The organism is Bradyrhizobium betae, from assembly GCF_050632175.1.
GTDB lineage: Bacteria > Pseudomonadota > Alphaproteobacteria > Rhizobiales > Xanthobacteraceae > Bradyrhizobium > Bradyrhizobium betae_B.
Genome location: NZ_CP192576.1, coordinates 2,782,634 through 2,800,034, shown reverse-complemented (window position 1 = coordinate 2,800,034; position 17,401 = coordinate 2,782,634). Strand labels below are relative to the sequence as shown.

Annotated in this window: 18 protein-coding genes, 1 tRNA gene and 2 pseudogenes; 8 read left to right on the top strand and 13 right to left on the bottom strand. The window is 63.9% G+C overall.

Features of this window, described 5'->3' with window-relative positions:
• Nucleotides 1-147: 147 nt before the first annotated feature.
• The 7 genes from ACQ86E_RS13550 to ACQ86E_RS13520 form a co-directional block, all read right to left on the bottom strand.
• Nucleotides 148-1,596: an ammonium transporter gene (locus ACQ86E_RS13550; protein WP_431205805.1), complete on the bottom strand. Its 1,449-nt coding sequence runs from the start codon at nucleotides 1,594-1,596 to the stop codon at nucleotides 148-150.
• Between the two features lie 39 nt (nucleotides 1,597-1,635).
• Nucleotides 1,636-1,974, bottom strand: coding sequence for a P-II family nitrogen regulator (locus ACQ86E_RS13545; protein ID WP_008142813.1), 339 nt, complete (start codon nucleotides 1,972-1,974; stop codon nucleotides 1,636-1,638).
• Between the two features lie 447 nt (nucleotides 1,975-2,421).
• Nucleotides 2,422-3,024, bottom strand: a complete 603-nt coding sequence (locus ACQ86E_RS13540) for an ATP-dependent Clp protease proteolytic subunit (RefSeq protein WP_431205804.1) — start codon at nucleotides 3,022-3,024, stop codon at nucleotides 2,422-2,424.
• A gap of 43 nt (nucleotides 3,025-3,067) precedes the next feature.
• Nucleotides 3,068-3,418, bottom strand: coding sequence for an SRPBCC family protein (locus ACQ86E_RS13535; RefSeq protein ID WP_431205803.1), 351 nt, complete (start codon nucleotides 3,416-3,418; stop codon nucleotides 3,068-3,070).
• Nucleotides 3,415-3,729 carry an ArsR/SmtB family transcription factor gene (locus tag ACQ86E_RS13530; protein WP_431205802.1) on the bottom strand — a complete coding sequence of 105 codons (315 nt, stop codon included), beginning with the start codon at nucleotides 3,727-3,729 and terminating at the stop codon, nucleotides 3,415-3,417. Before ACQ86E_RS13530 ends, ACQ86E_RS13535 begins: the two co-directional genes overlap by 4 nt.
• 39 nt (nucleotides 3,730-3,768) lie before the next feature.
• A complete protein-coding gene (locus ACQ86E_RS13525) occupies nucleotides 3,769-5,070 on the bottom strand; it encodes an ammonium transporter (RefSeq protein WP_431205801.1) in 1,302 nt (433 codons plus the stop codon).
• 134 nt (nucleotides 5,071-5,204) lie between these two features.
• Nucleotides 5,205-5,543 (bottom strand): P-II family nitrogen regulator, encoded by a 339-nt coding sequence (locus ACQ86E_RS13520; protein WP_431205800.1) that lies wholly within the window; start codon nucleotides 5,541-5,543, stop codon nucleotides 5,205-5,207.
• A 237-nt stretch (nucleotides 5,544-5,780) separates the two neighbouring features.
• Here ACQ86E_RS13520 and ACQ86E_RS13515 point away from each other — a divergent pair, with 237 nt between their 5' ends.
• Nucleotides 5,781-6,674, top strand: coding sequence for a DUF4339 domain-containing protein (locus ACQ86E_RS13515; RefSeq protein ID WP_431205799.1), 894 nt, complete (start codon nucleotides 5,781-5,783; stop codon nucleotides 6,672-6,674).
• Nucleotides 6,675-6,677: 3 nt separating this feature from the next.
• Here ACQ86E_RS13515 and tesB read toward each other — a convergent pair whose 3' ends face one another.
• Nucleotides 6,678-7,541 carry an acyl-CoA thioesterase II gene (tesB, locus tag ACQ86E_RS13510; RefSeq protein WP_431205798.1) on the bottom strand — a complete coding sequence of 288 codons (864 nt, stop codon included), beginning with the start codon at nucleotides 7,539-7,541 and terminating at the stop codon, nucleotides 6,678-6,680.
• 146 nt (nucleotides 7,542-7,687) lie between these two features.
• Here tesB and ACQ86E_RS13505 point away from each other — a divergent pair.
• A pseudogene (locus ACQ86E_RS13505) lies at nucleotides 7,688-8,908 on the top strand (ubiquinone biosynthesis hydroxylase).
• A gap of 201 nt (nucleotides 8,909-9,109) precedes the next feature.
• Here the strand turns inward: ACQ86E_RS13505 and ACQ86E_RS13500 are convergent.
• Both ACQ86E_RS13500 and ACQ86E_RS13495 read right to left on the bottom strand, forming a co-directional pair.
• Nucleotides 9,110-9,307 (bottom strand): Trm112 family protein, encoded by a 198-nt coding sequence (locus ACQ86E_RS13500; protein WP_431205797.1) that lies wholly within the window; start codon nucleotides 9,305-9,307, stop codon nucleotides 9,110-9,112.
• A gap of 66 nt (nucleotides 9,308-9,373) precedes the next feature.
• Nucleotides 9,374-9,904 carry a TetR/AcrR family transcriptional regulator gene (locus ACQ86E_RS13495; protein ID WP_431205796.1) on the bottom strand — a complete coding sequence of 177 codons (531 nt, stop codon included), beginning with the start codon at nucleotides 9,902-9,904 and terminating at the stop codon, nucleotides 9,374-9,376.
• 90 nt (nucleotides 9,905-9,994) lie between these two features.
• Here ACQ86E_RS13495 and ACQ86E_RS13490 point away from each other — a divergent pair, with 90 nt between their 5' ends.
• The 3 genes from ACQ86E_RS13490 (at nucleotide 9,995) to ACQ86E_RS13480 (ending at nucleotide 11,440) form a co-directional block, all read left to right on the top strand.
• Complete coding sequence (locus ACQ86E_RS13490; RefSeq protein ID WP_431205795.1) at nucleotides 9,995-10,345, top strand: hypothetical protein; 351 nt, start codon at nucleotides 9,995-9,997, stop codon at nucleotides 10,343-10,345.
• A gap of 202 nt (nucleotides 10,346-10,547) precedes the next feature.
• A complete protein-coding gene (locus ACQ86E_RS13485; protein WP_041748648.1) occupies nucleotides 10,548-10,826 on the top strand; it encodes a PepSY domain-containing protein in 279 nt (92 codons plus the stop codon).
• Between the two features lie 20 nt (nucleotides 10,827-10,846).
• Nucleotides 10,847-11,440, top strand: coding sequence for a cytochrome b/b6 domain-containing protein (locus ACQ86E_RS13480; RefSeq protein WP_431205794.1), 594 nt, complete (start codon nucleotides 10,847-10,849; stop codon nucleotides 11,438-11,440).
• A 187-nt stretch (nucleotides 11,441-11,627) separates the two neighbouring features.
• On the opposite strand, the gene ACQ86E_RS13475 is transcribed toward ACQ86E_RS13480, so the two are convergent.
• Together ACQ86E_RS13475 and trxA are read right to left on the bottom strand one after the other, a co-directional pair.
• Nucleotides 11,628-12,305 (bottom strand): LON peptidase substrate-binding domain-containing protein, encoded by a 678-nt coding sequence (locus ACQ86E_RS13475; protein ID WP_431205793.1) that lies wholly within the window; start codon nucleotides 12,303-12,305, stop codon nucleotides 11,628-11,630.
• 99 nt (nucleotides 12,306-12,404) lie between these two features.
• Nucleotides 12,405-13,328 (bottom strand): thioredoxin, encoded by a 924-nt coding sequence (trxA, locus tag ACQ86E_RS13470; protein ID WP_431205792.1) that lies wholly within the window; start codon nucleotides 13,326-13,328, stop codon nucleotides 12,405-12,407.
• A 274-nt stretch (nucleotides 13,329-13,602) separates the two neighbouring features.
• Here trxA and ACQ86E_RS13465 point away from each other — a divergent pair.
• The 3 genes and pseudogenes from ACQ86E_RS13465 (at nucleotide 13,603) to ACQ86E_RS13455 (ending at nucleotide 16,430) form a co-directional block, all read left to right on the top strand.
• Nucleotides 13,603-13,677: transfer RNA gene (locus ACQ86E_RS13465), tRNA-Gly, on the top strand.
• Between the two features lie 699 nt (nucleotides 13,678-14,376).
• Nucleotides 14,377-15,643 (top strand): annotated as a pseudogene (locus ACQ86E_RS13460) (PQQ-dependent sugar dehydrogenase).
• 193 nt (nucleotides 15,644-15,836) lie between these two features.
• Nucleotides 15,837-16,430 (top strand): c-type cytochrome, encoded by a 594-nt coding sequence (locus ACQ86E_RS13455; protein WP_431205791.1) that lies wholly within the window; start codon nucleotides 15,837-15,839, stop codon nucleotides 16,428-16,430.
• Between the two features lie 12 nt (nucleotides 16,431-16,442).
• On the opposite strand, the gene panE is transcribed toward ACQ86E_RS13455, so the two are convergent.
• The gene (panE, locus tag ACQ86E_RS13450; RefSeq protein WP_431205790.1) at nucleotides 16,443-17,366 is read right to left on the bottom strand and encodes a 2-dehydropantoate 2-reductase; all 924 of its coding nucleotides are present in this window, start codon (nucleotides 17,364-17,366) and stop codon (nucleotides 16,443-16,445) included.
• Nucleotides 17,367-17,401 lie beyond the last annotated feature (35 nt).

Below are 17,401 nucleotides of genomic sequence, written 5' to 3'. Positions count from 1 at the left end.
TCGGCACGCAGTCGAAAAGAATCCGGCACGAAAAGAAAGGGGCTCCAACTTGCGCTGGAGCCCCTCAACAGTCTGGGCATTGCCGGGTATGTGCCCAAACCGTAGTTGTGAACGCGATCCCCGAGGAGATCGCGTCCGGGAGGAGAGTTACATGTTGTAGGCGCGCTCGGTGTGCTCGGTGATGTCGAGGCCTTCACGCTCGGTCTCGACATTGGCGCGGAGGCCAACGATCACATCGACGACCTTGTAGAGGATCGCCGAACCGACGCCCGACCACACCAGCGTGGTGCAGACGGCCTTGAGCTGGGCGAGCACCTGAACCGCGAAGTCGTAATCGGCGACCTTCGGGGGGATGGCGGTGTAATCGACGATGCCGGCGCCGCCGAGGGCGGGGTTGACGAGAATGCCGGTGCCGATGGCGCCGACGATGCCGCCGACGCAGTGCACGCCGAACACGTCGAGGGAGTCATCGTAGCCGAGCGCGTTCTTCACCACGGTGCAGAAGAACAGGCAGACCACGCCGACGATCAGGCCGAGGACGATCGCACCCATCACGCCGGCAAAGCCGGCCGCGGGAGTCACCGCCACGAGGCCTGCGACAGCGCCGGAGATGACGCCGAGCACCGACGGGTGACCCTTGATGATCCACTCCGCGAACATCCACGACAGCGCGGCGGCTGCGGTGGCGACGAAGGAGTTGGTCATGGCGAGGGCTGCGCCGCCGTTGGCTTCGAGGTTGGAGCCGGCGTTGAAGCCGAACCAGCCGACCCAGAGCAGCGAGGCGCCGATCATGGACATGGTCAGCGAGTGCGGAGCCATCAGCTCCTTGCCGTAGCCGACGCGCTTGCCGATCAGCAGTGCGCCGACGAGACCTGCGATGCCGGCGTTGATGTGCACCACGGTGCCGCCTGCGAAGTCGATTGCGCCCATCTTGAAGATCCAGCCGGCGTCGGCGTTGATCTCGTCGAGCTTGGCCTGAGCCGCGGTCTTCGCCGCCGCGTCAGTGGCAGCAGCCAGAGCCTTGGCAGCGTCCTGGATCATGTCCGGGCCGGGCCAGTACCAGACCATGTGCGCGATCGGGAAGTAGATCAGCGTGACCCAGAGCGGCACGAACAAAGCGAGCGCCGCGAACTTCATGCGCTCGGCAAAGGCGCCGACGATGAGGGCGGGCGTGATCGCCGCGAAGGTCATCTGGAAGCACATGTAGATGAGCTCCGAGATGTTGGCGTCGACCGAGAAGGTCGCAGCCTTCGAGTCGGTGGTGACGCCCATCATGAAGGCCTTGGAGAAGCCGCCGATGAAGTCGGAACCGCCGGTGAAGGTGAGGCTGTAGCCGTACACGGCATAGATCACGGTGACGACGCACACGGTGTAGAACACCTGCATCAGCACGGAGAGCATGTTCTTGGAACGGACGAGGCCGCCGTAGAACAGCGCGAGACCCGGGATCGTCATCAACAGCACGAGCACTGTCGATGTCATCATCCAGGCGTTGTCTCCCTTGTTGACCGTTGGCTCGGCATAGGCCGCGGTCGCAGCGAACATGCCGACTGCGAGAGCCGCCAATCCCGCGCCATAGGGACGCTTAAACGTCATTTCACTTACTCCTGATTGAATTTTTGATTGGGCGAGAAATCAGAGGGCCGCGGCATCGGCCTCGCCGGTGCGGATGCGAACCGCATGGTCGAGGTTGATGACGAAGATCTTGCCGTCGCCGATCTGTCCGGTTTTCGCGGCGGACGTGATGGCATCGATGGTCTTGTCGACCTGGTCGGAGGCGACAGCGACTTCGATCTTGATCTTGGGCAGGAAGCTCACGGCGTATTCAGCACCGCGATAGATTTCCGTATGGCCTTTCTGGCGGCCATATCCCTTGACTTCCGTCACCGTGAGACCGTGAACGCCGATGGCGGTCAGGGCGTCCCGGACTTCTTCCAGCTTGAATGGCTTGATAATCGCCATAACAATTTTCATGGGTCCTATCCCCGCTTGGGCCCGGTCCGGACGTGGCCGGGCGTTTCTCGACTGGTTCGCCACGAGGGAGAAAGTTCACTACGCGGGCACAGCCACGACCCATAGAATCAAATGCCGTGCCAGATCGGGCGTGTTGCCTAACGGACTATGAAAACGGGTGTTTTCGCGTTTGGCGGGTATCGCGCTGCAGTGCGCTAATACGTCGCGCTCAATGCGTGATCATGACTGAGTAAAAAACAGGCACGACAGGCTGTCGACACAATGATGCTCATGCGTCGGGCAGGCGAGCGGTATCTAATTACGGTGCCTGCTTACCAAGGGGCGTTGCCGTACCGCGAAATATCGGCGCGGTCGCACTTCTGCTCATCGGATACGCGCAACCCGCCGATCAGCTCGAGCGGCCGAGGATGCGTTCAACGGTATCCTGCTGCTGGCCACTAATAACCGTCAGGCCGCGTCGCGGACCGCGAAAACCCGGTCGATCAGCCCCCATTCGACTCCCTGCTGGGCGGTCATGAAGTGGTCGCGGTCCAGGGTCCGTTCGACCTCTTCTTCAGAGCGCCCGCAATGCTGCGCGTAGAGCCGAATGATGCGCCGCTTGGTTTCCTGCATTTCGTTGGCGTGGATTAGGATGTCGGAGGCCTGGCCCTGAAAACCGCCAAGCGGCTGGTGCACGTGAAGGCTGGCATTGGGCAGCGCGGCACGGTGCCCGGGCTCGCCGGCCATCAGCAGGAACGAGCCCATGGAGCGCGCCGTCCCCATGCACAGCGTGTGGACCGGCGCCTTGATGAACTGCATGGTGTCGTACATCGCCAGCCCGCTGGTGATCACGCCGCCGTAGGAGTTGATGTAGAGATTGATCGGCCTGTTCGGATTCTCCGCCTCCAGGAACAGCAGCTGCGCGCAGACGAGGCCCGACATCGCATCATTGACCTCGCCATTGAGGAAAATGATGCGTTCGCGCAAGAGCCGCGAGTAGATGTCGAAGGATCGTTCGCCGCGGGCGGATTGCTCGACGACCATAGGGACGAGCTGAAGCATGTCGCGCATCGGCGACCTCCATGATGTTTGCAGGTGATGAAGTCGGTTGTTGTCAGGCCGCCGCGCGCATCAGGCAGCAATTGCTGTTGGCCGGCTTCGGGAGCGCGACGTCGCAGGCTTGCTGAATGATTCGAAAGCGAGTGCCGCCGTCCTCGTTCGGCTCGATCCGGAAGATGACGTGGCTCTCGCGAAACGGCGGTTCGGAATCGCGAAGCCGGTAGCGCACCTCTTCGCCGGGGATCGATGTTTCCGGCTCGGCGCCCGCAAGATCGCAATCCGGCAGCCAGCGCTCGCGCAGGGCCGGAATGGTCACGGCGCGCCAGACCTTTGCCGGCGGCGCATCGAATTCAAACTCAAGCACCAGAGCAGCGTCGGGGCGATCAGGCTTCAATTCGTCGCTCATTGATCCATATCCTTCAAGAGATCGGCGAGCGCTTCCATGCGCTTCGGCCAGTAGGCGCGGTAGCGCGCGAGCCATGCCCCGATGGCGACGATACCGTCCGGGTCGACCTCGTAATTGACAAAACGGCCCTGCCGCTGCTCGCGCACCAAGCCCGCCGCACGCAGCACGGCCAGATGCTGCGACATCGCCGGCTGGCTGATCTCCAAGCCGTCGCGCAACGCGCTGGCATTCTGGCTTCCGCCGGCCAGCTTCTCAAAGACCTTGCGGCGGGTCGGGTCGGCCAGCGCCTTGAAGATGTCGGCTTCGATCATGGCGATACATAAGCACGCGCTTATGTGTTGCGCAAGCCCCTACTGAAGCGCCTCGCCGTGCTGCGAGATATCGAGCCCCTCGAGCTCATGCTCGCGGGATACGCGCAAGGGCACGAACAACGCGACCAGCTTGAGCAGGACGAAGCTCACGCCGGCCGACCAGACGAAGGTGACGGCGACGCCGTAGAGCTGGATCAGGAGCTGTTGCGGATGGCCCTCGATCAGGCCGGCGGTGCCGCCGATCGCGGAGGTCGCGAACACGCCGGCCAGCAGCGTGCCGGTCAGGCCGCCGATGCCGTGGACGCCGAACACGTCGAGCGGATCGTCGTAGTCGAAGCGGTGCTTCAGCCAGGTGCAGGCCCAGTAGCAGACCGCCCCGGCGATGATGCCGATGACGATGCCGTGCCACGGCGCGACGAAGCCCGAGGCGGGCGTGATGGTGCCGAGGCCCGCCACCGCGCCGGAGATCATGCCGAGCACCGACGGCTTGCGCCGGGTCGACCATTCGATCGCGCCCCAGGTCAGCGCGCCGGCGCAGGCCGCAAGATGCGTCGCGATGATCGCCAGCACGGCCCGCGAATTGGCGGCACCGGCCGAGCCGCCGTTGAAGCCGAACCAGCCGACCCACAACAGGCCGGTGCCCATCACGGCCAGCGAGAGGTCGAACGGCGAGAGATTTTCGGTGCCGTAACCGTGACGGCGCCCCATCACCTTGGCGGCGACGAGGCCGGCTGTGCCGGCCGACAGATGCACGACGAGGCCGCCGGCGAAATCCAGCACGCCCATGCTGGCGAGGAAGCCGCCGCCCCACACCCAGTGCGCCAGCGGAATGTAGACGAAGGCGAACCAGGCGACCGAGAACACCAGATAGGCGGAGAACCGCATCCGGTCGGCAACCGAACCTGCGACCAGCGCTACCGTGATGATGGCGAACGTCATCTGGTACAGCATGAACAGCGCTTCCGGGATGGTCTTCGCCGCCGGGTTGACACTGTCCATCGTCATGCCCGCGAGAAACCAGCGGTCGAGCGTGCCGATCCAAGGGCCGTCGCCGACAAAGCAGAGCGAATAGCCGAACGCGACCCAGAGAATGGAGATCATCGTCACTGCGGCAAGGCTCTGCGCCATGGTCGCAAGCACGTTCTTTTTGCGCACCATGCCGGAATAGAACAGCGCGAGCCCCGGAATCGTCATCATCAGCACCAGCGCGGTGGCGACGATCATCCAGGCGGTGTCGGCGGTGTTGATCTCCGAGTTCGCGGCGTATGCCGGCGCGGCGACGATCGACATCAATCCGGCCGGCGCAGCCATGATGGCTGCGCGGCGCAACAATCCCGCCATGTCGTTTCCCCCAGCATCGTGATTGCGTCGCACGCTGTGGCGTCGTTGCCCGGTGCGATCGAAGAAGAAGTATCAGAGCGCTTTCGAGCGAAGCGGATACCGGTTCGCGTAAAGAAAACGCGTCAAAACAAAAGCTAGAGCGCGTCGCTGTCGGTTTCGCCGGTGCGGATGCGCAGCGCGTGGTCGATCGGCGTGACGAAGATCTTGCCGTCGCCGATCTGCCCGGTGCGCGCGGACGCGGTGATCACGCCGACGGCCTTTTCGGCGATGTCGGAGCCAACCGCGATCTCGATTCGCAGCTTCGGCAGGAAGTTCACGACATATTCGGCGCCGCGATAGATCTCGGTGTGACCCTTCTGGCGGCCATAGCCCTTCACCTCGGTCACGGTCATGCCGTGGACGCCGATCGCTGTCAGGGCCTGGCGGACTTCATCCAGCTTGAAGGGTTTGATGATCGCGACGACGAGTTTCATGGTCAGGCCTGTTCCCCGGGATGCGCCGCGCCGTATGTCCCCGGCGCAGCGTCAATCTGGCATCTTTCCGGGCACATGGCATAAAAACTTGCAGATTGAAGCGGAAAAACGTTCGCGCGTGTGAACGGCCGCCTCTGTACAGGGCATCCGTTCATCCTTCACAATGCATTTTTGGCATGGATGCGGTGAACCCGAACGTCCCGGCCGGTACAAAAGTATGTTCGAGGGGGACGCTTCATGGCGAGTTGGTTCTACGCATCCGAGGGCAAGCAGCAGGGGCCCTATCCGGGAGGGCAATTCCGCGATCTGGTCGCGCAAGGGATTGTGCGTCCGGATACGCTGGTGTGGTCCGAGGGCATGGCCGGCTGGCAGAAGGCAGCCGAAATTCCCGGCCTGATCGGCGGCGGTGCACCCCCGATGGTCCCGGCCGGCGGTCCGCCGACGATGGGCGGCGGTGGCTATGCGGGCGGCGGCAATGCCGGTGGCGGCGCCGGATCGCTGTCCGTCGATTTCGGCATCCTCGATTTTACCTGGCGCACGATCGTGGCGGTGATCGGCGCCTGCTTGGTCATTCCGGGGCCGTGGGTGCTGGTCTGGTACGCGAAATGGATCATCCCCTGCATTCGGGTGCCGGGACGTCCCAATCTCAGCTTCACCGGAAACGCCATGACGCTGGTGCCCTGGTATTTCGGCGCCATCGTACTCGCGATCGTCATCGCCTTTGCCGATATACCGGTGCTCAACAACCTGATGTTCGTCGTCCAGCTGGTCTTGTACTGGCTGCTGATCAAGTGGACGGTTGCAAACCTTGCCTCCAACGATCAGCCGCTGGGTCTCAGCTTCTCAGGCTCGATCTGGGCCTATATCGGCTGGAATCTGTTGTTCGCGATCTCGATCATTACGATCATCGGCTGGGCCTGGGTTGCCGCGGCCCAGCTGCGCTGGATGTGCAGCAACATCCAGGGCACGCGGCGCGCCATCATCTTCAGAGGCAGCGGGCTTGGCATTCTGTGGCGCGGCATAGTGGCCGCGATCCTGTTTAGCCTGATCATCCCGATCCCTTGGGTGTACCGCTGGATCATGAATTGGACGGCGTCGCAGACTGAGCTCGCGGCGCGCGGATCGCTCTGACGATCAGTTTCTCCGTTCGCGTACGGAACCCTCCTGCGCGACGGACGCCACCAGCGTGCCGTCGGGCTTGAAGATCGAACCGCGGGTCAGGCCGCGTCCGCTCTGCGCGCTCGGTGAATCCTGCGCGTAGAGCAACCATTCGTCGGCGCGGAACGGGCGGTGAAACCACATCGCATGGTCGAGGCTCGCCGGCATCATGCGCTTGTCGAACAGGGTGCGGCCGTAGCGCGCCATGATCGCATCCAGCAGCGAAAAGTCCGAGGCATAGGCCAGCGCGCACATGTGCAGCGCCGGATCGTCGGGCAGTTTCGCCGCGGTCCGGATCCAGACGTGAATGCGGCCGTCCTCGATCTTCTCGCCGAAATAACGGCTGAGCTCGACCGGGCGCAACTCGATCGGGCGATCCGACTCGTAGTAGCGGCGGATGAACTCCGGCATCTCCTTGAACATCGGCTGCTTCGCCACCTCCTCCGCCGTGAGCTTTTCCGGCGGCGGCACCTCGGGCATCTTGTCCTGATGATCGAACGCGCTCTCCTCATCGGTGTGGAACGACACCATGATCGAGAAGATCGCGTTGCCATGCTGGATCGCGGTGACGCGGCGCGTCGAATAGCTCTTGCCGTCGCGCAGGCGCTCGACCTGGTAGATGATCGGGATCTGCGGATCGCCGGGCAGGATGAAATAGCAATGCAACGAATGCGGCAGCCGGCCCTCGACGGTGCGGCAGGCCGCCACCATCGCCTGCCCGATCACCTGGCCGCCGAACACCCGCTGCCAGCTCGTCTTCTGGCTGTTGCCGCGGAACAGATTCACCTCGAGCTGTTCGAGGTCGAGGATCGAGATCAGGTCGATCAGGCTTTTGGACATGAATCGAGCTTTCTTGCCGTCGTTCCGGGCCGCTTCTGCGGGGCGCCCCGGAATGACATAACGGGCCGTTGCGCCCTTGTTTCACCTCACTGTTTCGCCCAGCTATAGTCTGCTAGCAAGACCAAGAATTGACTAGGGATTTGGGTATGTCGGTACAGGGTAGCATTGTCATTGGCGGCGGCGCGTTCGCGGGCCTGGCGCTGGCGTTGGCGTTGCGCCAGGGGCTCGGCCCCGAGATTCCCGTCATCGTCGCCGACCCCGCGTTCGGCACGCGGCCGAGCCGCGACCCGCGCGCCACCGCGATCGTCGCCGCCTGCCGCCGCCTGTTCGAGGCGATCGGCGTCTGGGACGACGTCAGGGGCGAGGCGCAGCCGATCCTCGACATGGTCGTCACTGATTCCAAGCTGGAAGACGCCACCCGTCCGGTTTTTCTGAACTTCGCCGGCGATGTCGCGCCGGGCGAGTCTTTGCGCATATGATCGAGAACCGCCGTCTAATCGATGCGCTGGTGGCGCGCGCCGAGGCCGAGGGCATCGATCTTCGCGCCACCGTTGTGTCGTCCTACGACGCGCGCAGCGACGGCATCGACGTGACGCTCGGCGACGGCAGCGTCATCGCGGCGAGCCTGCTGGTTGCCGCCGACGGCGCGCGGTCGAAGCTGCGCGAGCGCGCCGGCATCGCCACCCATGGCTGGGAATACGATCAGTCCGGCATCGTCGTCACCGTCGGCCACGAGCGCGATCATGAAGGCCGCGCCGAAGAGCACTTCCTGCCCGCGGGACCGTTCGCGATCCTGCCGCTCACGGGCAAGCGCTCCTCGCTGGTGTGGACCGAGCGCCGAGCTGAGGCCGCGCGTATCATTGCGCTCAGCGACGAGGAGTTTCACGGCGAGCTGGAGCAGCGCTTCGGTCTGCATCTCGGCGAGGTGAAGGCGCTCGACAGGCCGCGTGCGTTTCCGCTGTCCTATTTCGTGGCGCGCTCCTTCATTGCCGAGCGCCTCGCGCTGGTCGGCGATGCCGCGCATGTCATCCATCCGATCGCGGGCCAAGGTCTCAACATGGGGCTGAAGGACGTCGCCGCGCTGGCCGAAGTCGTCGTCGATGCCGCGCGGCTCGGCATGGATCTCGGCGCAGCCGACGTGCTCGAGCCGCTACCAGCGCTGGCGCCGTTTCGACACGATGGCGATGGGCGTTGCCACCAACTCGCTGAACTTCCTGTTCTCGAACCAGTCGACGCTGCTGCGCACCGTCCGCGACATCGGCCTCGGCCTCGTCGACCGCGCCCCGCCGCTGAAGAATCTCTTCATCCGCCAGGCCGCCGGACTGACCGGCGAGGTGCCGCGGTTGTTGAAGGGCGAGGCGTTGTAGCTCTCGCTGTCGCTCCGCACTCCCCTGTCGTCCCGGGACGCGCGTAGCGCGAGCCCGGGATCCATAGCCACAGGGAGACATTTTGCGAAGATTTCGGAGTTGCCAGTTTGCTCCATAACCGCACCCTGTGGTTATGGGTCCCCGTCTACGCGGGGACGACATCGAGAGTGCGGCCATCGTTTAACGACGGCTACCCCGACTTCAATCGATCTTCCGCGCCTCTTCCGGCAGCATGATCGGGATGCCGTCGCGGATCGGGTAGGCGAGTTTTGCAGACCGCGAGATCAGCTCCTGCCGCGTGGAATCGAACTCCAGCGGACCCTTGGTCAGCGGACAGACCAAAATTTCCAGCAATTTGGGATCGACGCTGTTCTCGGGGCGTTCGTTGGTCGCGTTCATCTTTGTCTCCGGCAATCGCCTGCCTCTAGCACAGAAAATGGCAGCCGCCATCGGCCTCGCTGCGGTTCAGGCTGCTACCATCTGCAGGATCTCGTCGAGCAAATGCTGCAGCCGTGCGGCCGGCACCGGCGCGCCCGACAGGGCAAAGCCCAGGAAAGTCCAGTACAGGATCTGCGCTCGCGCCTGCGCCATCGCCGGCGCGAGTCCCCGCATCGTCAGCAGCGTCTCGATATAGTCGATCCTGCGGCGGTCGATCGCGCGGACCGCGACCTGCGCGGCCGCATCGAACGCCGCCCAGTTGCGCATCGCGCGCTCGAGATCGAGCCGCGCGCCAAAGCTTCGCCGCAGCAGCGCCGTCAGCGGCTCGCCGCCGGCGGCCTCGACATCGGCGATGATCTGCTCGGCCGCGATCTCGCGCCAGCGCTTCAGGATGGCGGCGTGGAACGCGCCGAGATCGGCGAAATGCCAATAGAAGCTGCCGCGCGAAACTCCCATGGTCTTTGCGAGCGGATCGGCCTTCAGCGCCGTGAAGCCGCTGCTGGCGAGCGTCTTCAGGCCTTGCTTGATCCAGTCGTCGGCAGAAAGTTGGTCGGTCATGGCGGGTTCCGAAGATCAGCCATACACTAGTGTATTGACAGGCGGCGGGCCAGCGCTTAATACGCCATACATGACTGTATGGAGGCGTCGATGCGCGATCTCTTGCTCCAATGTGCCGGTGTTGCGGCCATTGCCGTGGCCCTGATCCATGGCGTCCTCGGCGAGACCAGGGTCTTTCCCCGCGCCCGCATCGAACCGGAACGGCTTCGCATCCTGATCCGACTGGTCTGGCAGGCCTCGACCGTCGCCTGGATCGGCGGCGGCGTGCTCCTGATCGCGGTGCCCTGGATGGACTCGGCACCGGCGCGCCACTGGATCGTCATCACCATGGCCGGTGTGTTCGGCTTGTCCGCCTGCGCCAACGCCTGGGCGACGCGCGGCCGGCACTTCGGCTGGATGGCGCTCAGCGCCGTCGTCGCGATGGCGGTCGCCGGCTATTAGCACGCCGTCGCAAACCGTGAGGCGTAAGGCCGCAGCCGGCCTACAAATGCGCTCTGCATTCGGACAGCGCTGATCTTTTTCGGATCGTTAGAATCACTCTAAAGCATTGCAAGGCCGTAGCGGATTGACTTCACTCTCTCGATCCCATCCTTCACTCTCCGTCGCGCGAGATGTCGCGCGAAGGACAGAAGGGGAGATGCTCGTGAAGGTGATGCGTGTTGTTGCCGTTGCACTGACGATCGGGATTGGCATGGGATCGGCGGCCATGGCCGACGGCTTCAAGGACTGCACCAAGCTCGACAAGGCGTCGTGGAAGCCGGCGAGCGAAGCCGAAGCCAAGGCCAAGGCACTCGGCTACGAGGTGCGGCGCTCCAAGATCGAGGGCTCATGCTATGAGGTCTACGGCGTCAAGGAAGGCAAGCTCTATGAGCTGTTCTACAGCCCCGAAGATCTCAGCCTGAAGCACACGATCGCCAAGTAAGGTCTGAGGGTGATCCCGACTTGATCGAGGAAGCGGTGTCAGAAGCGCGCGGGGCGTCCGGTGGGCTCCCCGCGAATCGAACCGCGTCCCGGACGGTTGCGGTCTGGGATCTCCCTCTCCGCCTCTGGCACTGGGCACTCGCCGTTTGTGTCTCGACGGCGTGGTTCACGCCGCCCGTTTACGACAGCCTTCATCGCATCGTCGGCTATGCGGTGCTCGCGCTTCTGGCCTTCCGTCTGGTCTGGGGTGTCTGGGGAAGCCGCTATTCGCGCTTCCGCATGGTCGGCGCCAGGCTTCGTGCTGCGCCGAGCTATCTCTGGAATCTGCGCCGCGGCATGACCGGCCGCTATATCGGGCTCAATCCCGCCGGCACCCTGATGCTGGTGGCGCTGCTGCTGTCGCTCGCGGTGTCGGCGATATCGGGCGCGTTGTCGGTGACCGTCACCTTCTTCGGCGTCTGGTGGATCGAGGACACCCACGCTGTCGCATCGGACGCGGTGATGGTGCTGGTCGTGCTGCACGTCGTTGGCGTCGTGCTGATGGGGCTGATGCAGCGCGAGAACCTGATCCGCGCGATGTTCACCGGCCGCAAGCGCATTCGCGGGCACCAGTGAAGTTGAGTCGGAATGATCGAGCCACGGGGGCGCTCACCTCTCCCGCTTGCGGGAGAGGTCGCGGAGCGAAGCGACGCGGGTGAGGGTTCTATCCTCTGGGGGATTGTCCCGTTGCGGAGACACCCTCTCTCCGACCCTCTCCCGCAAGCGGGAGAGGGAGAGGGAGCGCACCGTCGGCGGCGCACCCTCACTGCAACGGCGGATCGCCGCTGGTGCGCTTCTTGGCGAGGTCCATCTCGGTGACCGCGATCAGGATTTCGGCGCGGGTCTTCAGATCCATCGCCTCCAGCATGGCCTGCTTCTCCGCGGGACCATACGGCGACATCATCGCCAGCGCGTTGACGAGCGCCTCGTTGGGCGCGCTCTCGACACCCTCCCAGTCGACCTTGAGATTGTTGGCTTTCAGGAAGTCCGCCAGCACCGTCAGCAGCGCCTCGCGATCAACCTCGTCCTCGCCCTTGCGCGCGGTGAAGTCGTCGAGGAAGGCGAAGAAATCCACCTTGCACTGCCGGTAGGCGGTCAGCACCTCCAGCTCTTCGACCACCTTGAAGCGCGCCACGCCGGTCAGCTCGAGGATGTAGCGGCCGTCGCCGGATTCGGCGAGCTGGGTGATGCGGCCGACGCAGCCGACGCTAAACAGCGAAGGCTTGTCGGAGTTCTTCGGCGAGTGTGCCGCGTCGGGCTGGATCATGCCGATCAGCCGATGGCCGTCGCGGAGGCAATCGTCGACCATTGAAAGGTAGCGCGGCTCGAAGATGTTGAGCGGCATCTGGCCGCGCGGCAGCAGCAGCGCGCCCGGCAGCGGAAACACCGGAATGATCTCCGGAAGGTCGGCAGGCCCGCGATATTCGATGTTGATCGGCATCTGGTGCGCGGTCCCCGGTTGACGTGATCAGCCCCAGCTGTAGCGAGATACGGAAAACTCCGCAGCGGTTTCCCGAAAGATCGTGCTCCAGCCGACGCCTTATGAAAACAGGATAATCGACAAGCGCTTGCGTCCCTCGACGGTTGCATCATCCGTGCCGCCCCAGGCCTCGAAGAACTGCACGAGCTGCTTGCGGGCGCCGTCGTCGTTCCATTTGCGGTCGCGCTTGATGATCGCGAGCAGCTGCTCGGTGGCGGCGGCCCGGTTGCCTTGCGCGTTGAGCGCGATCGCAAGGTCGAACCGCGCCTGGTGATCGAGCGGGTCTGCGGCGACTTTCTGTTCCAGCTCGGCCACCGGCCCAAGCTGCTCCGCCTGCTCGGCAAGATCGATCGCGGTCTGCACGGCCTTCACGGCGGGGTCGTTGCGCTTGGATTCCGGCACCATCGCCAGGGTCTGCTTGGCCTGCTCCATCGCACCTGAGGTCACGTAGCATTTGGCAAGGCCCGCCAGCGCGGCGATGTTGGTCGATTCGTGCTGGAGCACTTCGGCGTAGATCTGCGCAGCCGCGGCGGCGTCGCCCTCGGCAAGGACGGCTTCGGCCTCTTGCAGGATCTCGGCGACATTGACCTCGCCCGGTGCGGCGACGCCCTTGGTCAGCTTCTCGATGAAGGCGTTGAGCTGGCTCTCCGGCACCGCGCCCATGAAGCCGTCGGCCGGCTGGCCGTTGACGAAGGCGATCACGGCCGGGATCGACTGGATGCCCATCTGGCCCGGGATCGCCGGGTGCTGGTCGATGTTCATCTTGACCAGCTTGACCTTGCCCTTGGCCGCCTTGACGACCTTTTCGAGGATCGGGGTGAGCTGCTTGCAGGGGCCGCACCACTCCGCCCAGAAGTCGATCAGCACCGGCTGGCGCTTCGATTCCTCGATGACGTCCTTCACGAAGGTCTGGGTGGTGGTGTCCTTGATCAGATCGGCGGCAGCCGGGCCCGGCGCTCCGTTACCCTGGTCGATGATCGTCACGGCATCCCCTCGTCTCATGTCTGGAATGGCGGCTGTTTAGCACGTCGCCAATTCATATGCGTTGCTGTCGGCCTAAAATTGGGCCGGGCCGGCCGAATTTCAATGCGAGGGCAATGATTCGCTGGTTCCGGGGCGTTTTCGAGCGATTCGGCCGGAATCGGGGTCCATATGGGGCGCTGAAACCGAATCTATGCCGCCGGTAGCTGTTGCATTCGGCGTCCGCTTTTGGCATACGACAGCCGTTGCCGGCGCAGTCATGCGACCGACACAGGATGCGGGTGTAGCTCAGTGGTAGAGCACGACCTTGCCAAGGTCGGGGTCGAGGGTTCGAGCCCCTTCGCCCGCTCCAATTTTTCCCAGAGCATCCAGCCGAACCGGGTCGGGTTGTGGTTCTTCCACGCCGCTGGCGGCCGGTTTGGTCCGACATGACAATTCTGGTCACCGATTGCTGCACGCTCGATCGTCGACCCCAGCATCATCAGCAAGCTCAATCTGCTCGAGGCGGCGCTGCTCCTCGCCGTCATGCGCGCCGAAAAACACACGTTACATCATCTCCGCCACTGGACCATTCGCGCAATGCCGTCCGGTCGTGCTCACGGGGATGCGGCCGGCGTTTGCGCGAGCGCTCTTGTGACGCGCAGTTTGACGACGGACTCATCCCGTCGCCTTGCAATCGCCGCGTTTGCCGATTTGCTTGATGCGTCAAGCGCCTGCGCGCCATCACTGGACGTAAGACCTCGTGCGCCGTTCTACTGTGCATGGGGTTGTTTTCGCGTTTTCTGTTCGACCCGTCGTTTTGCGCCTGCAAATCAGTCGCGCGATCTGATTCCGCGTTGCAGCGAGATCGTTTTCGTCGCCGCCTCGCATCTAGAGACATCCGTCTCAACTTTTATCGAGTGCAACACCGGCGGCCGCGGCGCGCTTCTCACCGCTCGCAGATGTGCTAACCTTTTTGCGTCTGCCTCGCTGGCGGACGAAAACCTCGCCTCTCGACGAGCCATAACAAAATAACGCGCAGCCCTGACGGCTGCCTTAGGGGAGTGACGCGATGACATCGATGTTCCATCGGTCCGTGCTGGCGCTTGCAGCGGTTGCCCTTCTTGCGGGGACCAGCGCTGTCCAGGCGCAGGACAAGAGCAAACTGAAGAAATACGAGATCCGGCACCAAGGAATTCTGGACGCATCCGCCGGATGACTGGTTCCTCGGCGATGAGACCGAGGCGCAGAAGGGTCTCGCGCCGCCGTCGGGTCCGCCGACCGGCGCCTCCGATGCCGAGCTCGCCAACATCGTCAAGAAGGTCAAGCTGCCGGCGGGCTTCAAGATGGAGGTCTACGCCTCCGGCGTGCTGGCCGCGCGGCAGATGGCCTGGGGAGACAAGGGCACGCTGTTCGTCGGCTCGTTCGGCCTCGGCAACGTCTATGCGATCAAGGACAACAACGGAAAGAAAGAGGTCAAGACCATCCTCAAGGGGCTGAATATGCCCACGGGTCTGGCCGTCAGGGATGGCGCGCTCTACGTCATCGCAGTCGACAAGCTGATCCGCTACGACGACATCGAAAACAAGCTCGACAATCCCGGCGAGGGCAAGGTCGTCTATGACGACATGCCGTCCTACGCCGCCCATGGCTGGAAATACATCGCGGTCGACAAGGAGGGCTGGTTCTACATTCCGTTCGGACCGCCCTTCAACATCGGCATCCCGCCGACCAGCGTCTCGCAGATCCGGCGCGTCGATCCCAAGACCGGTAACGCCGAAATCTATGCGCTTGGCGTTCGCAACTCGGTCGGCGGCGATGTCGATCCGCGCACCGGCAAGTATTGGTTCACCGAGAATGCGCGCGACTGGGTCAGCGACGATCTGCCCAGCGACAAGCTGAACATGATCTCGAAGATGGGCGAGCATTTCGGCTATCCCTACTGCCACCAGGGCGACATGCCCGATCCGAAGTTCGCGATGGGCCACAAGTGCTCCGAGTTCACGCCGCCCGTGCTGAACCTCGGCGCGCACGTCGCTCCGCTCGGCATGAAGTTCTATACCGGCGACCAGTTCCCCGCCGAGTACAAGAACAACATCCTGATCGCCGAGCACGGCTCCTGGAATCGTCACAAGTACCAGGGCGCGCGCATCATGCGCGTGATTGTCGGGCCGGACGGCAAGAACGCCAAGCAGGAGGTGTTTGCCTCCGGCTGGCTCGAGGGCGACCAGGGCTATCTCGGCCGCCCCGATGACATCGTCATAGCCAAGGACGGATCGATCCTCGTCGCCGACGATTGGGCCGGCGCGATCTATCGCATCAGCTACAGCAAGAAGTAGCGCGACGTGACATGGAGGCTGCGACCGGTGACGGCCGCAGCCTCTTTCATTTCAAGGTCCCATGCCGTCGTTCCGGATTGCGCGCCACCTGCGCGCAGCTCCGGAACCCATAACCCCGATTGGTGGTTATGGAGTCCGGGTCCGCGCCAGGCAGCGCCCCGGACTGACGACCTCGACAGAGCGGAATTCCATCATGCGCCACCAGTTCATCTCGCACGCCATCAGCGCGGTGGCGCTTGCAGCGCTCGGTCCTCTCCCCGCCATCGCCGCCGACAATGCCGCGATCAAGGAGAAGGCCGCGGTGTGCTCCGGTTGTCACGGGGAGAACGGCATTTCGCAGACCGAGAACATTCCCTCGCTCGCCGGCCAGCCCGATCAGTTCATCCAGTGGCAATTGGTGTTCTTCCGCGCCGGCTCGCGCAAGAACGATCAAATGCAGCCGATCGCCGAGGCGGTCACCAACGAGGACATCCGGAACTTCGGCGCCTATTTTTCGCAGATGACGCCGCCGAAGGCAGCGGACGACAGCGATCCGGACTTGTCGAAAAAGGGCGCGCAAGTTGCCGTCGGCCGCCGCTGCGCCTCATGCCACACGGATAGCTTTGCCGGGACCAAGGCCGTCGCCCGGCTTGCGGGCCAGCGCGAGGAATATCTGGTCAAGGCGCTGCACGACTACAAGGCCGGCGCGCGAGTCGGCGGCGGCGTCGCCGCGATGGCCGATGTCGCCTATCACATGAGCGACGAGGAGATCACCGCGGTCTCGCACTATCTCGCGTATTTCAAATAGCGGAGTATCTGGTCAGCCTGCCCGCTGCTTCTCGTAGGCCTTCAGATGCGTGTACGCGATGCGCAGCTTCGGCACCGGCACCTTGGCGGCATCGGCGCGCGCGATGAGGTCGCCGATCACATGGTCGGCCTCGACCGGCAGGCCCGCCTTGACGTCGCGGAACATCGAGGCCGTCATTGGCGAGCCTTCGGTGGTGAGGTTGCCCTTCACGCGCTCGAAGAACGGCCCGCCCGGCGTATAGCCTGATGCTGTGGCAATCGCGCTGGTCTCGTCCAGCATGCCGAGCAGGAAGTCCCTGCCGCCGGGAGCGGCGAGGATGTTGCCGACCGAGGTACGCATCAGACAGGTGCTTGCGGCGAGCGAGGAGAGGAACACCCACTTCTCCCACATGTCCTGCATGATGTTCTCGCTGGCGGCGGCACCCTTGATGGCGCTCTTGAAGGCCTCGTCGATCGCCTTGACCCGGTCCGACAGCTTGCCATCCCGCTCGCCGAAATTGAGTGATTGCATCGGCTGGAGTTGCACCACCTCGCGCTGCTCGTTCAGCGTCGCGGCGATCGCGCAGAGGCCGCCGAGCACGCGCTCCTTGCCGAACCTGGCATCCAGCGTATCGAGATGCTTCATGCCGTTGAGCATCGGGATGATGGCCGTATCCGGCCCGACCGCCGGCGCAAACGACGTGATGGCGTCGTCCAGATCGAACGCCTTGCAGCTCAGCAGCACGACGTCGAATTTTTCCGCGAGCTTGTCGGCTTGCACGGTCGGAGGATTCTTCAGCGTCACGTCGCCATTCGGGCTCTTGATGACGAGGCCGGCGCTCGCCAGCTCGCTGGCACGCCTGGGACGGACCAGGAAGGTGACGTCGCGGCCGGCCTGCAACAGCCTGCCACCAAAATAGCCGCCAATGGCGCCGGCGCCGACCACGAGGATGCGCATGGGAAGACTCCGTATTGTTGTTCTTTGGACAGACG

What these genes read in the sequence shown, in the direction of transcription:
- ACQ86E_RS13550 (WP_431205805.1), bottom strand. Translation starts at nt 1,596, where the DNA reads ATGACGTTTAAGCGTCCCTATGGCGCGGGATTGGCGGCTCTCGCAGTC.
- ACQ86E_RS13545 (WP_008142813.1), bottom strand. Translation starts at nt 1,974, where the DNA reads ATGAAAATTGTTATGGCGATTATCAAGCCATTCAAGCTGGAAGAAGTC.
- ACQ86E_RS13540 (WP_431205804.1), bottom strand. Translation starts at nt 3,024, where the DNA reads ATGCGCGACATGCTTCAGCTCGTCCCTATGGTCGTCGAGCAATCCGCC.
- ACQ86E_RS13535 (WP_431205803.1), bottom strand. Translation starts at nt 3,418, where the DNA reads ATGAGCGACGAATTGAAGCCTGATCGCCCCGACGCTGCTCTGGTGCTT.
- ACQ86E_RS13530 (WP_431205802.1), bottom strand. Translation starts at nt 3,729, where the DNA reads ATGATCGAAGCCGACATCTTCAAGGCGCTGGCCGACCCGACCCGCCGC.
- ACQ86E_RS13525 (WP_431205801.1), bottom strand. Translation starts at nt 5,070, where the DNA reads ATGGCGGGATTGTTGCGCCGCGCAGCCATCATGGCTGCGCCGGCCGGA.
- ACQ86E_RS13520 (WP_431205800.1), bottom strand. Translation starts at nt 5,543, where the DNA reads ATGAAACTCGTCGTCGCGATCATCAAACCCTTCAAGCTGGATGAAGTC.
- ACQ86E_RS13515 (WP_431205799.1), top strand. Translation starts at nt 5,781, where the DNA reads ATGGCGAGTTGGTTCTACGCATCCGAGGGCAAGCAGCAGGGGCCCTAT.
- tesB (WP_431205798.1), bottom strand. Translation starts at nt 7,541, where the DNA reads ATGTCCAAAAGCCTGATCGACCTGATCTCGATCCTCGACCTCGAACAG.
- ACQ86E_RS13500 (WP_431205797.1), bottom strand. Translation starts at nt 9,307, where the DNA reads ATGAACGCGACCAACGAACGCCCCGAGAACAGCGTCGATCCCAAATTG.
- ACQ86E_RS13495 (WP_431205796.1), bottom strand. Translation starts at nt 9,904, where the DNA reads ATGACCGACCAACTTTCTGCCGACGACTGGATCAAGCAAGGCCTGAAG.
- ACQ86E_RS13490 (WP_431205795.1), top strand. Translation starts at nt 9,995, where the DNA reads ATGCGCGATCTCTTGCTCCAATGTGCCGGTGTTGCGGCCATTGCCGTG.
- ACQ86E_RS13475 (WP_431205793.1), bottom strand. Translation starts at nt 12,305, where the DNA reads ATGCCGATCAACATCGAATATCGCGGGCCTGCCGACCTTCCGGAGATC.
- ACQ86E_RS13455 (WP_431205791.1), top strand. Translation starts at nt 15,837, where the DNA reads ATGCGCCACCAGTTCATCTCGCACGCCATCAGCGCGGTGGCGCTTGCA.
- panE (WP_431205790.1), bottom strand. Translation starts at nt 17,366, where the DNA reads ATGCGCATCCTCGTGGTCGGCGCCGGCGCCATTGGCGGCTATTTTGGT.